Origin of the sequence: Streptosporangium sp. NPDC023825, from assembly GCF_040639575.1 — a bacterium.
GTDB lineage: Bacteria > Actinomycetota > Actinomycetes > Streptosporangiales > Streptosporangiaceae > Streptosporangium.
Genome location: NZ_JBFAAE010000002.1, coordinates 283,673 through 296,248 on the forward strand (window position 1 = coordinate 283,673; position 12,576 = coordinate 296,248).

The window sequence follows — 12,576 nt, forward strand, 5'->3', positions numbered from 1 at the left end:
TGAGGTGTGGCACTACCGCGCTCTGGACGAGCCGGCCGGGAGTGGCCGGTCAGGCGAAGTTCTCGGCCATCCAGGCGTCCCAGGCGGCCTGCTCGTCGCGGCCCGCGAATTTCTGGTGGCCGAGGACGAGGGCGTCGCCGCGGGCGGCGCCGGAGTAGATGAACCGGTACAGGCCCTCGTCCGTCCGGACGCCCAGGTTGACGGGCAGGTTCGCGTAGTAGACGACCCCGGTGGAGCCGTCGGGGAGCCGAACGTCGTCGCCCTCTTCGACGCCCGGCGTGACGCCCAGCGACTCTGTGACGATCTTCCACACGGCGTCCGGACCGCCCGCTCCCGGCCGGAAGGCCGCCGTGAGCGACGACGGGGTGCGGCCGGTGAAGTGGACGAGATACTGCCGGAGGGTCTCCAGGTAGATGGGCCAGCCGGCCTTCATCGCCTCGAACTCGGTCTCCCAGTCGTCACCGAGCATGCCGTGCTGCACGAGCCGCAGCACGGTCGTGCCGCCGCCGCGCCCCTCGACGAGATACTCCATCGCCATGAACCGGCCGTCGGGAGCCTCCGCGCCGCGGGTCGCGAGGCGGGTGCCGGGCTCGTAGGCGGTGATCGTGGCCTGCTGGGTGTGGCCCATCACCGTGAGATGGGCCGGGCCGCCGGCGGACGTGCCGAGCTCGGTGCGTCCCATGAACCAGGAGTCGACGCCCGGCCCGGTCGCGATCGCGTCCCAGACCTGCTCGGGGGTGGCGGCGAGCTCGATCTCCTGGCTCAGTTCGAACGGGTGCGTCATCGGGTTTCCTTCACGCTCGGGTGGACGGCGACGACGATCCGGTGGTCGCGGCCTTTCTCGGCGGACTCGTCGTGATACTTGGCCACCAGGACCGTGACCGCTCCGGCGAGCTCCTGGGCGAACGCGGCCCGGTCGGCGGCCGAGGCGAAGCGCACCTCACCGTCGATGGCGAAGGTCGCGACGCGCTTGCGCGCCTTGGCGGCGCCGGTGATGAGCGTCCCGACGTCGCGGACCAGCCGGGCCGCGACGGCGAGCAGCCAGCCCGCCGACAGCTGGTCGGGGGAACGTGCCGGGTCGGGCTCGACCGACGCCAGCGCGGTCGGGGAGATCACGTAGGAGGCCGCGGTCGCGCGCATGATGCGCTCGTTGACGTTGCCCTTGCGCCGCTCCTCGATCATCTCGACGAGCCCGTGCGCCTCCAGCGTCTTCAGGTGGTAGTTGACCTTCTGGCGAGGGAGGCCGACCTTGGCCGCCAGCATGGTCGCGGAACCGGGCTCGCTCAGCTCGGCCAGCAGCCGGGCCCGGATGGGGTCCAGCGAGGCCTCGGCGGCGGCCGGGTCCTCGATCACGGCGATGTCCTGCATGACCACAGACTATGACCGACAAATTATATTGTCAAGGAAGTCTTATTTTCCGGTGTCGCGGACCTGGCCGGCCGTCGGCCGGGGTCGTACGGGTGCCACGAGCGTCTGAAGATGATGTCCTGGAATTTCAGGAACCAGCGGGTTCGAGCGGACAGTACATGTGTGTGGAAACGACTATGCGTGCCCGGATACGCGCCGGGGATCCGGACTCCTTCAGCAAGCTGTTCGACGACCACGCACGCTCGGTCTACAACCACGCCTTCCGGCTGACCGGCGACTGGTCGGCCGCCGAGGACGTGGTGTCCCTGACCTTCCTCGAGGCGTGGCGGCTGCGGAGCAGGGTCGACACGGACGGCGGCTCGCTGCGGCCCTGGCTGCTGGGCGTCGCGACCAACGTGGCCCGCAACATCAGGCGTGCCGCCCGGCGGCACGCGGACGCGTTGGGCAGATTGCCTCCGGGCGAGGCGACGCCGGACATCGCCGAGGAGGTCGCGGCCCGCGTCGACGACGGCGAGCTGCTGGCCTCGGTGCGGACAGCCCTGGACGCGCTGCGCAGGCCAGAGCGGGAGGTGCTCGCACTGTGCGTGTGGGCCGGGCTCGGGTACGCCGAGGCGGCGGAGGCTCTCGGCGTGCCGGTGGGCACGGTCCGCTCCCGGCTCTCGCGGGCGCGGAAGAGGCTGCGGAAGGTCGCCACGGGCGCGGTCGTGAATACGGGCGCGGACGCGGTCACAACGGCGGCGGTGGGAGAAGACCGGGAACCGCGAGGGCGGTCCGGACAGGTAGAAGGTGACCGCGAGAACGCGGTCCGGTTCGTTCGGGAGAAAACCCTGTGAATACCGCCAAGCCCCGGCCCGATCGCGATCAGATCGAGGAACTGGCCCGGTTGCTGCCGCTCCCGGTGGAGCGGGACCTTCCGGCGGGCCGTCACCGGCCGCTCAAGGAGTTCTTGATGAGCGAGATACGCCAGGACGCCCGGCCCGCCACGCCGAAGTGGCGGCTACCGCGCCCTGCCCTCCTGACCTTGGCGCTGGCCGCCGCCGCGGCGATCGCCGCCCCGCTCGCCCTCGGCGGCGGCGCGGCCTATGCCATCTCCAAGAATGACGACGGCACCATCTTCGTCACCATCAACGAGGCCAGGGAGCCCAAGAGCCTGCAGGCGGATCTGCGGGCCATGGGGCTCAACGCGGTGGTGGACTACATCCCCAGGGGCAAGAAGTGCAGCCCGCAGCCCCGCAGCCGGAGCTTCCTGGCCAGGGAGGAGGTTCCCCTCCTGGTCTGGCCGGGACCGGAGGCCCAGGAGTCCGGCTTCACGATCGACCCCAGGGCCGTCAAAAACGGCCAGGTCGCGGTGCTGGAGTTCAGCGTCTCCGGGCAGCCGCACCTGACGGTCGCGGGCATCTGGGCGCGCGTTTCCGACGGACCCGTGGCCGACTGCGAGCTGGTCGACAGCACCGAGGCTCCCCTCGGTCCGTCCACGGGCGGCTGACCACCCCTTCCGCGGGTGTGCGGACCCCGGCCCACCGGTGGGCCGGGAGAGAGGCCGCGCGTGCCGGGCTTCCGGAGTCGCGCGTCCGGGTGACCGGGTGACCGTCCGGCCGGGGTCGCGTCCGAGGGCGGTACGGCAGCCGCGGACGGCGCGGGCCCGCATCCGGCGGCGAGGCGGGATCAGAGGTTCGTCACGGGCGGCGATCCTCGATCACGGCGAGGGCCGGGGAAGGGACTCCCCGGAAGTGCTCGATGATGCGCGCGTAGCCGTCGAGCGCGTGGCCTCCGGCGATCGCCTCCTCGACGAGAGCCCTGGTGTACTCGGGCATCGCGGCGTCGACGCCCCGGACCCGGCTCTCGTGGATGAGGTGTTCGACCGGGGACAGGTGGGTTTCGAGCGTGGCCTCCCTGTCCAGATACTTCCCCGCGTCGATCTGACGGGCGTGCTCCGGCAGGAACGAGGCCACGGCGGCGAGCCAGCCGGTCGCGTACGGCAGGAACGTCGTCGCCGCGATCTTCTCGGTGCCGACCAGCGCCACGGCGTGCAGGAAACTGTTGAAGGTCCCCCACATGATGCCGAGCAGGGCCACGTCGTACAGCGACGGGATGCCCGCGTCGGCGCTCAGATGGGCGGTCCCGCCCCCGAGCAGTTCCAGCGTGGGCCGGTGCGCCGCGAAGATCTCGTGAGGCCCGCCGTACAGGATGACGGCGCCGGGACTGCCGATACCCGGCGGCGTCATCATGATCGCCCCGTCCAGATACCCGGCGTCGCGGTCGCCGGCCCACCCGGCCGTCTCACGGGCCTGGTCCGAGGAACCGGAGGTGAGGTTCACCAGGACGCGGCCCGCCAGGGCGTCGCCCACCGGGTCGAGGACCTCGCGTACGGCGTCGTAGTCCCGTACGCAAACGATCACCAGCGGGCTCGCGACGATCGCCTCCGCGACCGTGTCCGCCTCCACCGCTCCGGCGGCGACCAGCTCGTCGGCCTTACCGCGGGTGCGGTTCCACACCGTCGTCGGGTGGCCCCCGGCCAGGAGGGTCCCGGCCAGTGCCCGGCCCATCAGGCCCAGTCCGATGACCGTCACCGCGGGGCGGCCGTCGTTTCCGTCACTGCTTGTCGTGCGAGTCATCCGCTCGTTCCCCATTCGACGATACGGCGCCGGTGGTTCCGGCCCGCGATCAGCCTCGCAGCGCCCGTGACGGCCTGAAAGTGGCAGGACTGACGACATGCGCCAAATTCCCGCCATAGGGTGGCGATCATGAGAGCCGGTTCCGTCGCCCTGGCCGTGATCAACGACGACTCCATCCCGATGTGGGACATGTACGAGCTGGGCATCGCCTGCACGGTCTTCGGCGTGCCCCACACCGACCTGGCCGACCCGTGGTATGACCTGTGGCTGTGCGGCATACGGCCGGGCACCGCGCGCACCGGCCCCGGCTTCGTCCTGAACACCCCCCACGGGATGGACCGCCTGGCCGACGCCGACACCGTGATCGTTCCCGCGGTGCCAGAGGCCTGCATCGACGGCGACCTGGAACTCCCCGGGGAACTTCTCGGCGCGCTCCGCCGGGCCGCCGCCGCCGGCGCGCGCATGGTCTCCCTCTGCAACGGCGCCTTCGCGCTCGCCGCGGCCGGACTCCTCGACGGCCGTCGCGCAACCGCCCACTGGTCGCACATCCCCACCCTGGCCAGGCGCTATCCGAAGGTACGGGTCGACGAGTCGGTGCTGTACGTCGACGACGGCGACGTGCTCACCAGCGCCGGTCTCAGCGGCGGGCTCGATCTGTGCCTGCACCTGGTCCGGCGCGATCTCGGCGCGCGGGTGGCCAACCAGCTGGCCCGCCTCATGGTGGTTCCCGCGCACCGGCCGGGCGGTCAGGCCCAGTTCGTGGAGCAGGTGGTGCCCGTGACCGACGACGACGGCATCGCCCCCGTGCTGCACTGGGCCGTGGAGAACCTCGACCGCCCGCTCACGGTCGAGGCGCTGGCCGAACGTGCCGGGATGAGCCCGCGCACCTTCCACCGGCGCCTGCGTGCCACCACCGGGACCACCCCGATGAGATGGCTGCTCAACCAGCGGCTCGCCCGCGCGCAGAGCCTGCTGGAGGCGACGGACCTGCCGGTCGACAAGGTCAGCGAACACAGCGGGCTCGGCACCGCGAACAACCTGCGCCACCACTTCGCGCTCCACTTCGGGGTGTCGCCCACCGACTACCGGCGCGCCTTCCCCTCCGCGGGCCCCTCTACGGGCTTCTCCACGGGCTTCTCCACGGGAAAAGGCCACCCGGCGGGGAACGACTGAGCCTGGCCGGGGGCGCGTCCGAGGGCGGTACGGAGAACGACGACGGCCCCGCCCCGGAAGGATCCGGGACGGAGCCGTCGCAGGTGCCAGGGGTGGTGGTCTCCGGATTTCCTCGGGTCTCCCCGCGGAAACCGGCCACCCCGGGGCACGGACTAGCGGACGCCTCGCCTGCCGTACAGGCTCACCGCCAGGATGACGCCGACTGCGGCCAGGGCGATCTGGATGATCAGCTCGATCCAGTCGATACCGGTCGTAGCGGAGACCCCCAGGGCTCCGGCGATCGCGGTGCCGATGAGTGCGGCGACGATACCGATCACGATGGTCAGCCAGATCGGGATGCCCTGCTTGCCGGGCACGACGAGCCGACCCAGGGCACCAATGATGGCGCCGATAACAATGGCGGTAATGATGCCGGTGACTGTCATGTTCCACGCTCCCTGTCTGCTCAGCTGCCAGGCGTATGCCCTGGAAAAAAGGAACAACACATAACGGGGTGCCCCGAATTAGTGGCCGCTGGTCACGAGTCCGTCGCGCGGAGGTCTCAGGCCGGTCCTGACCCGCGACCGTACTCGGGGGAAACCCGGTCCCGCCTGCCCCGAAAGCCCCACCGCCCCCATCCGCTCCCCGGGGGATCCGCCGGAGAAATCCGCCGGAGAAATCTGGAGGAGACGGCGAGGACAGAGGGTCAGGGGGCGAAGGTGGCAGGTTTTTCGGGGGGTGTGGCTCCTCTTTCCGAGGGTGTGGTCCCGTCGGTTCCACCGGGGGCGGCCGTGCCCGAGGTGGCCGCGCCGGAAGCGGGGGTGGCGGGGACGGCTTTGACGGGGGCGGGAGTGTCCGGGGTGGCCGCGGGGGTGACGGTGTTCAGGAGGGAGCGGACGAGCCCGAGGCCGGCGCCGCCGAGGGTGAGGGCCTTGGCGAGCATCTCCTCGACACCCTGGGCGCCGTTGAGGACGACCATGTGGTCGACGTTGCCGAAGGCCTTCGCACCCGCCTCGACGATCTGGGGCCACTTCTCGGCGAGCTGCTGGGCGATGACCGCCTCCTGGTTCTCGGCGAGGGCCTCGGCGCGGGCCCGGATCGCGTCGGCGGCCGCCAGGCCCTTCGCCCTGGCGGCGTCGGCCTCCGCGAGCCCCTGCGCCTTGGAGGCGTCGGCGGCGGCCAGGCCGCGGGCCCTGGCGGACTCCGCCTCGCCGAAACCGGTGACCTTCGTCGCCTCGGCGGTGGCGATACCGCGCAGCCGCACGGACTCCGCCTCGGCCGCGGCGGCCTGTTTGACCTGCGACGCCTGCGCGGCGGCGCGGAGTTCGGTCTCGCGCGCCTCGGCCTCGGCCTGGGCGATGCGGGCGTCGCGCTCGGCCCGGGAGACCGTCACGGTCTCGTACGCCCTGGCGTCCGCGGGTTTGCGGACCTGGGCCTGGAGCCGCTGCTCGGCCAGCGCGGCCTCGAGCTCGGCCGCGCGGGTCTCCTGGACGACGACCTCCTGCCGGGCGGACGCCTCGGAGAGCGGCCCCGCCTGGCGGGACCTGGCCTGGGCCTCGTCGATCTCGGCCTGGTAGACGGCCTGCTTGATCTGCGAGTCGCGCCACGCCGCGGCCTTGTTGGCGGCGGCGATCTGCTCGGCCTGGGTGGCCTCCTGGTCACGCTGGGCCTCGGCGATGCGGGCCGCGGCGGCGATGCTGGCGGCGTGCGGCTTGCCGAGGTTGGTGATGTAGCCCGTCCCGTCCTCGATCTCCTGGATCTGCAGGGAGTCGACGATCAGACCGAGTCTGATCATCTCGTCGGCGGCCGAGGCCCGGGTCTCGCCGGTCAGCCGCTCGCGGTTGAGGATGAGGTCCTCGACGGTGAGGTTGCCGATGATCGAGCGCAGGTGACCGGTGAACAGTTCGTGGATGGCGCCGTTCATCGAGTCCTGCTGGTCCAGGAAGCGCCGGGCGGAGTTGGCGATCGAGTGCAGGTCGTCGCCGACCTTGTAGATCACGACGCCCCGTACGACCACCGGGATGCCCTGCTGGGTGACGCAGGAGACCTGGAGGTTGGCGGCGCGGCTGTCCAGGCGCAGGCGGCGCGCGGTCTGGAAACCGGGGAGCACGGAGGTGCCCTTGCCGGTGACGATCCTGAACCCGAGGCTGTCGGCGTCCGTGGAGTTACCCCGGGCGCCGAGACCGGAGATGATCAGCGCCTCGTTGGGCTCCGCCACCCGCCAGACGGTCTTGAACAGCAGGATCATGATGAGAAGGGCGACAAGGGCTACGCCCCCTATGACGAGGTACTCCGTGGGCATCTCGGCCTCCGCGGTGTGGGGGAGAGCAGGGGAGAGTGGGGGAGAACAGGGGAGAGCGAGGGGGATCGGGTTCGAGGGAGCGGGGGTTGGAGGGCTCAGGGGAGCCGAGGTGAAGGGAACCGGGGTGAAGGGGGCCGGGGGCGGGTCGCAAAGGGGTCAGGGGAGCGCGCGGGCGACGTAGATCGTGCGCGGTGGGAAGAACTCGACGACCACGACGATCGAGGACGGGGCGATCTCCTCGTCCGGGACCGTCGGATGGGCGTAGAACGCCTCGACGCCCCCGCGAACCGCCACCATCACCTCCCCGACCAGGCCCGGGCCGATCCTTCCGGTGACTCTTCCCTGCTTACCGATCACGCGATACTCCCCGTGACATCCGTCAAAAGGGAAAAAGCGAATGCGGAGGCCGCCCCCCGGCATGCCGCGCCTCACCGCCCGGCGACACACACGGAGGCGCCGGATCCATCACGAATCCCCTGGTTTGATTTTATACGGGTAACGAGCCGAGTGGCCATAACGTTCCGGATTATCCGGTAATCCGGAGGACACGTCTTCCCCGCCCCGCGGAATCACCGGGAAGCGGCATCGGAAGGGCGCGGAGCAGCGGGAACGCGGTGAGGCCGGCCCGAGGGTGGCGTGGGGCGCGTACCGGGCCACTCGCGGCGCGGGCGTCTTTTCCCGGATTTTCCCGGATCGGATAAACCCAGGCGACACCGAAGCCGCATCACCCCCTCTCCCCCTTTAATTCCCAGCCACCATGACATGACTCTCATGTAGGAGATGTCACGACAGCGCGTTAATGGCCCGGGTAAAAACTTCCCGAAAACGCAGCGAGGCGGCCCCGCCGATCCATTCACATCGTGAGGATCGCCCCATGACCGATCCTCACGAGATCAATCCCCGTAATGCCCTGGAACTCGGCATGGACCGCCCCATCTCCCGTCGAGACTTCTTCGATGGGGTGATCGCGGCCACCGGGATCGCGGCGGCGTGCTCGCTGACCGGGGCCGGCGGTGGGAACGACACCCCTCCCGCACCCCCGGAGAATCTGGAGCTTTCACCTGACATGTCCTATCCGCCGTCTCTCACGGGACTGCGCGGCGACACCGCGGAGGCGCTCAGCGTGCCCCACGCCCTCCGCGACCAGCGGTTCTGGCCGCACGCGGGCACGCCGGAGCCCACCGGCGAGCACTACGACCTGGTCGTGGTCGGCGCGGGGATCAGCGGCCTCAGCGCGGCCCACCGGTGGCTGGAGCGCGACCCCGCCGCGCGGATCCTGATCCTCGACAACCACGACGACATCGGCGGGCACGCCCTGCGCAACGAGTTCCGTCCGGCGGCCAGGAAGGGGCCGCTGGTCGCGTACGGCGGCTCGCGGTCGATGGAGCACCCGTCGGCGTGGACCCCCGAGGGCAGGGATCTGCTCGCCAAGCTGGGCATCCACCCCGAGAGGCTCGGCGAACCCGCCGGCCGGGGACTGTACGCGAGCCTGGGGATGCACGAGGGCGTCTTCTGCGACCGGGAGGCGTTCCCGGCCGGGAACGCGGAGAAGCTCGTCGTGCTCACGCCCGGCGAGAGCGCCGCCCGGTGGATCGCCGAGCTGCCCGTCGCGGAGCGGGCGAAAAAGGACCTGCTCCTGCTGTACGGCGATCCGCCCGACTGGTTCCCCGGCCTGTCCGCCGAGGAGAAACAGGAGCGGCTGGCCCGGCTGACCTACACGGGTTTCCTCAGGGACGTCTGCGGGGTCCACCCGGACGTGTTGGCGTTCGTCAGGACCATGCCGAGCGACGAGTGGGCCTACGGCTCCGACGCCTTCGGCGCGATCGACGCCTGGGGCCGTGCCGACGAGCACCGGTACGCGGGGTTCCAGGGGCTCGGGCTCGACAGGTCCAAGCCGTCCAGGTACAACTCCCCGACCGTGATCAAGGAGTGGGACGCGGGCGAACCTCGCGCCTGCCGCTTCCCCGAGGGCAACCAGGCGATCGTCCGGATGATGGCCGCCCGGATGATCCCCGGTTTCGCCACCGCCGCCGGCGTGAACGACATCACCACCGCGAGCTTCGACTACGGCGTGCTCGACCGGCCGGGCAACCGGGTCCGGGTGCGCCTGTCCAGCCCGGTGGTCTCGGCCGCCAACGACGGCCTCCCCGGCGCGGCCCCCGGCACGGCCGCCGGTGCCACGGTCGGTTACTTCGACGGCGAGCGGGTGCGGACCGTACGGGCGGGAAGCGTGATCCTGGCCTGCTGGAACTCGATGATCCCCTACCTGGTCGGCGACCTCCCGCCCGCGCAACGGGCGGCGCTGCGGCGGTCGGTCAAGGTGCCCCTGCTGTACGCGACGGTCCAGCTCCGCGACTGGCGGGCCTGGCGGGAGCTGGGGATCAGGCGCGTCCGGTTCACCGGCGCCCGCTGGTGCGTGGCCGAGCTCGACGACCCGGCCGACCTCGGCGGCTACCGGTCCCCGAGGAGCCCCGAGGAGCCGATCGCCGTGCACATGGTCAGCACCCCCGTCACCCCCGGCGTGTCACCCGCGCACGGCTCGGTCGCCGGACGGTACGCCCTGATCGAGACGCCGTACGAGCACCTGGAGTACAGCATCCGCGACCAGCTCACCCGGCTGCTCGGCCCGGGGGGCTTCGACGCGGCCCGCGACATCGAGGCGATCACGGTCAACCGGTGGGGACACGGCTACGCGCCCGAGTACGCCACCCCGTGGGACCTCGACTTCTACCCCGACGGGCAGCCTCCGGCGGCCGTCGCCCGCAGGCCGCACGGCCGGATCGCGATCGCCAACTCCGACTCCGTTCCCGCCGCCCGCGCCGACGCGGCCGTCACCGCCGCCTATCGCGCGGTCGCGGAGCTCCAGAGCCGGCCGCCGCGCCCCTCCGGCGGGCCGATCCGGATCTGAACCGATCCCGAAGCCGGCCGCCACCCCTGGCGGACCGCTTCCATTCCGGCCGCCACCCCCTGGCGGACCGCACCCGTTCCGGCCGCCACCCCCTGGCGGACCGCCCGGCCCGGTTCGCTCAGCCCGGTTTTCTCAGCCTGGTGAAGGCCCAGCTCATGCCGGGCTCGACGGCCCAGCGGGTGACGCGCCGCACCGGCGCCGTGCACAGCAGGGCGGCGAGCCCCACCCCGAAGAGCGCCACGGCCGCCACCCCCGGCACGGTGTGGGACCAGTCGCCGTAGAACCGCTCGGCGACCTTCACCACCAGGCCGTGGAGAAGGTAGGCGTACATGGTCGCCATGCCGAGCCCGGAGTACCAGGTGCGCCGGGACGGGGTGATCGCCAGGAACGCGGCGACGAGCAGCGTCCCGGCGGCCAGCATGCCCAGGCGGATCAGGCTGCCGGTGAGGTCGTCCACCCCGATCACGTCGTTGGCGTGCCGCCAGCGGATCCACTCGGTCTTCACGGAGGTGTGCACGGCGAGCGCCAGGGCCGCGCCGGCGACCAGGACGACCGCGCCCGCGACCCGGGCCCACCGCCTCCTGAGCCACTCGAAGTGCTCGGGCCGCAGCATGAGCCCGAGCACGTAGAACGGGAGCAGGCCGAGGGTGCGGTTCATCGACAGCTCGTCGGGGAGCCTGCTCATCCCCGACAGCAGCGACAGCCCGACCGCGACCGCCAGCGGCCACCGCAGCTGCTGCCAGACCGGTGTGGACAGCCGCCACAGGAACAGCGACATCAGGAACCAGGTCAGGTAGTACGGGTCGAGGAGGCTGATGTCGAGCTTGCCGTACAGCAGGAGGCGGGGCAGCGAGTAGACCAACTCGAAGATCACGTACGGGACGGCGAGGGTGCTGATCAGCTTGCGCGCCTTGCCCGACGAGAAGGTGAAGTTCCGCGACAGGTAGCCGCTGAGCACGATGAACAGCGGCATGTGGAACGTGTACACGAAGAAGTAGGCGGCGTGCGCGACCGGGACGTCCCGCAGGTCCTCGACCAGGTGGCCCGACACGACCAGGGTGATCGCCAGGAACTTGGCGTTGTCGAAGAACGGGTCCCTGCCCGCGGCGGCCGGGAGGACGACCCGCAGCGGGGTTGCGACGCTCACAGCCCCGGACGGTAACCGGAGCCGCCCAACACCGGGCGAACGGCCGGTGACACGCGGGGAAATCCCCGCCGCGAACCGTGGCGCCGGGCGTCCGCGGACGTCTGTGCGTGTCCGCGGCGCCCGGCGTCGTCACCGCGCCGCGCGGGCGGTCACGCGACGGCGGCGGCGCTGGCGTCCCAGAGGGCGCGGGCCAGCGCGGGATCGCTCATCCCCCGGGGAACGGCCGCGGGGGCGCTCCTGGCGAAGTAGCGGCCCGGGTGGGCGGCGCCGTCCGGGTGGGTGGCGAGGTGGACCAGGGTGCTCGCGCCCTCCTCGACGGACTGGCCCATGCCGGGAACGTTCTTCACCATCCACATCATGAACGTCGACGGGGCGAACTCGGTCTTGATGACGCCGGGATGGAAGCAGGTCGCGGTCACCCCGGTGTCCTGGAGGCGCCGGGCCAGCTCCACCGTGAACAGGGCGTTCGCCTGCTTGGAGTCCCCGTACTGGAGCCAGCCGTTCCAGCGCCGCCGCTCGCGGTCGAGGTCGGACGGGTCCAGGCGCCCGGTCTTGCCGGCGCGGGAGGTGGTGGTGATCACTCGCCCCGCGACCCGTTCGAGCAGCAGGTTCGTCAGCAGGAAGGGGGCCAGGTGGTTGACCTGGATCATCGTCTCGTGGCCGTCGCGCGTGAGCGTGCGCTCGGTCGTCATGACGCCCGCGTTGTTGACGAGGATGTCGATCCGCTCGTAGCGGGACAGCAGTTCCGCCGCCAACCTTCGCACATCATCCAAAAGGGTGTAATCGCAGGTAAACGTATCCGGAAGCACCCCGGAGACCGCCTTCACCCTTTCCGCCACACGCGCCGTCTTGTCGGGATTACGGCCGACCAGAACTACCTTCTGCCCGCGCCTCGCGAGCTCCACCGAGGCGGCTTCGCCAATTCCGGCACTAGCCCCGGTAATCACACTAATCATCAGATCCTCCACTGCGCAAAAACCTTATTCGGTGCTAGTCTCCTGTGCGATCTTCGGAGGCGTATCCATCCCTAAACCGGCACGAGCCTCCACACGCTCAGGGGTTGGGAACGAGTGGACATGAGCTC

At 71.0% G+C, this 12,576-nt stretch carries 12 protein-coding genes; 4 read left to right on the top strand and 8 right to left on the bottom strand.

Translation table 11 applies throughout. The annotated features are described in order from the left end of the window. Window positions 1-49: 49 nt before the first annotated feature. Both AB0G15_RS03040 and AB0G15_RS03045 read right to left on the bottom strand, forming a co-directional pair. Window positions 50-784, bottom strand: a complete 735-nt coding sequence (locus AB0G15_RS03040) for an SRPBCC domain-containing protein (RefSeq protein ID WP_362834766.1) — start codon at window positions 782-784, stop codon at window positions 50-52. Beyond that, entirely contained in the window at window positions 781-1,368 is a 588-nt protein-coding gene (locus tag AB0G15_RS03045; RefSeq protein ID WP_362834767.1) for a helix-turn-helix domain-containing protein, read from the bottom strand. Before AB0G15_RS03045 ends, AB0G15_RS03040 begins: the two co-directional genes overlap by 4 nt. A 176-nt stretch (window positions 1,369-1,544) precedes the next feature. Between AB0G15_RS03045 and AB0G15_RS03050 the strand changes: the two genes are divergently transcribed. Together AB0G15_RS03050 and AB0G15_RS03055 are read left to right on the top strand one after the other, a co-directional pair. Next, window positions 1,545-2,201, top strand: coding sequence for an RNA polymerase sigma factor (locus AB0G15_RS03050; protein WP_362834768.1), 657 nt, complete (start codon window positions 1,545-1,547; stop codon window positions 2,199-2,201). After that, window positions 2,198-2,854: a hypothetical protein gene (locus AB0G15_RS03055; RefSeq protein ID WP_362834769.1), complete on the top strand. Its 657-nt coding sequence runs from the start codon at window positions 2,198-2,200 to the stop codon at window positions 2,852-2,854. Before AB0G15_RS03050 ends, AB0G15_RS03055 begins: the two co-directional genes overlap by 4 nt. 190 nt (window positions 2,855-3,044) lie before the next feature. Here the strand turns inward: AB0G15_RS03055 and AB0G15_RS03060 are convergent, their stop codons facing one another. After that, on the bottom strand, window positions 3,045-3,983 hold the full coding sequence (locus AB0G15_RS03060; RefSeq protein ID WP_362834770.1) for an NAD(P)-binding domain-containing protein: 939 nt from the start codon (window positions 3,981-3,983) through the stop codon (window positions 3,045-3,047). A gap of 129 nt (window positions 3,984-4,112) precedes the next feature. Here AB0G15_RS03060 and AB0G15_RS03065 point away from each other — a divergent pair, with 129 nt between their 5' ends. Beyond that, window positions 4,113-5,156 (top strand): helix-turn-helix domain-containing protein, encoded by a 1,044-nt coding sequence (locus AB0G15_RS03065; protein ID WP_362834771.1) that lies wholly within the window; start codon window positions 4,113-4,115, stop codon window positions 5,154-5,156. A 152-nt stretch (window positions 5,157-5,308) separates the two neighbouring features. On the opposite strand, the gene AB0G15_RS03070 is transcribed toward AB0G15_RS03065, so the two are convergent. The 3 genes from AB0G15_RS03070 to AB0G15_RS03080 all read right to left on the bottom strand — a co-directional run bounded on the left by AB0G15_RS03070 (window position 5,309) and on the right by AB0G15_RS03080 (window position 7,794). Further along, window positions 5,309-5,581 (bottom strand): GlsB/YeaQ/YmgE family stress response membrane protein, encoded by a 273-nt coding sequence (locus AB0G15_RS03070; protein ID WP_362834772.1) that lies wholly within the window; start codon window positions 5,579-5,581, stop codon window positions 5,309-5,311. Between the two features lie 260 nt (window positions 5,582-5,841). Next, window positions 5,842-7,437, bottom strand: a complete 1,596-nt coding sequence (locus tag AB0G15_RS03075; RefSeq protein ID WP_362834773.1) for an SPFH domain-containing protein — start codon at window positions 7,435-7,437, stop codon at window positions 5,842-5,844. A gap of 156 nt (window positions 7,438-7,593) precedes the next feature. Then, window positions 7,594-7,794: a hypothetical protein gene (locus tag AB0G15_RS03080; protein ID WP_362689711.1), complete on the bottom strand. Its 201-nt coding sequence runs from the start codon at window positions 7,792-7,794 to the stop codon at window positions 7,594-7,596. Window positions 7,795-8,311: 517 nt separating this feature from the next. On the opposite strand from AB0G15_RS03080, the gene AB0G15_RS03085 reads away from it, so the two are divergent. After that, the gene (locus tag AB0G15_RS03085) at window positions 8,312-10,345 is read left to right on the top strand and encodes an FAD/NAD(P)-binding protein (RefSeq protein WP_362834774.1); all 2,034 of its coding nucleotides are present in this window, start codon (window positions 8,312-8,314) and stop codon (window positions 10,343-10,345) included. Window positions 10,346-10,463: 118 nt separating this feature from the next. Here the strand turns inward: AB0G15_RS03085 and AB0G15_RS03090 are convergent, their stop codons facing one another. Further along, on the bottom strand, window positions 10,464-11,492 hold the full coding sequence (locus tag AB0G15_RS03090) for an acyltransferase family protein (protein WP_362834776.1): 1,029 nt from the start codon (window positions 11,490-11,492) through the stop codon (window positions 10,464-10,466). 149 nt (window positions 11,493-11,641) lie between these two features. After that, window positions 11,642-12,448: an SDR family NAD(P)-dependent oxidoreductase gene (locus tag AB0G15_RS03095; protein ID WP_362834778.1), complete on the bottom strand. Its 807-nt coding sequence runs from the start codon at window positions 12,446-12,448 to the stop codon at window positions 11,642-11,644. Window positions 12,449-12,576 lie beyond the last annotated feature (128 nt).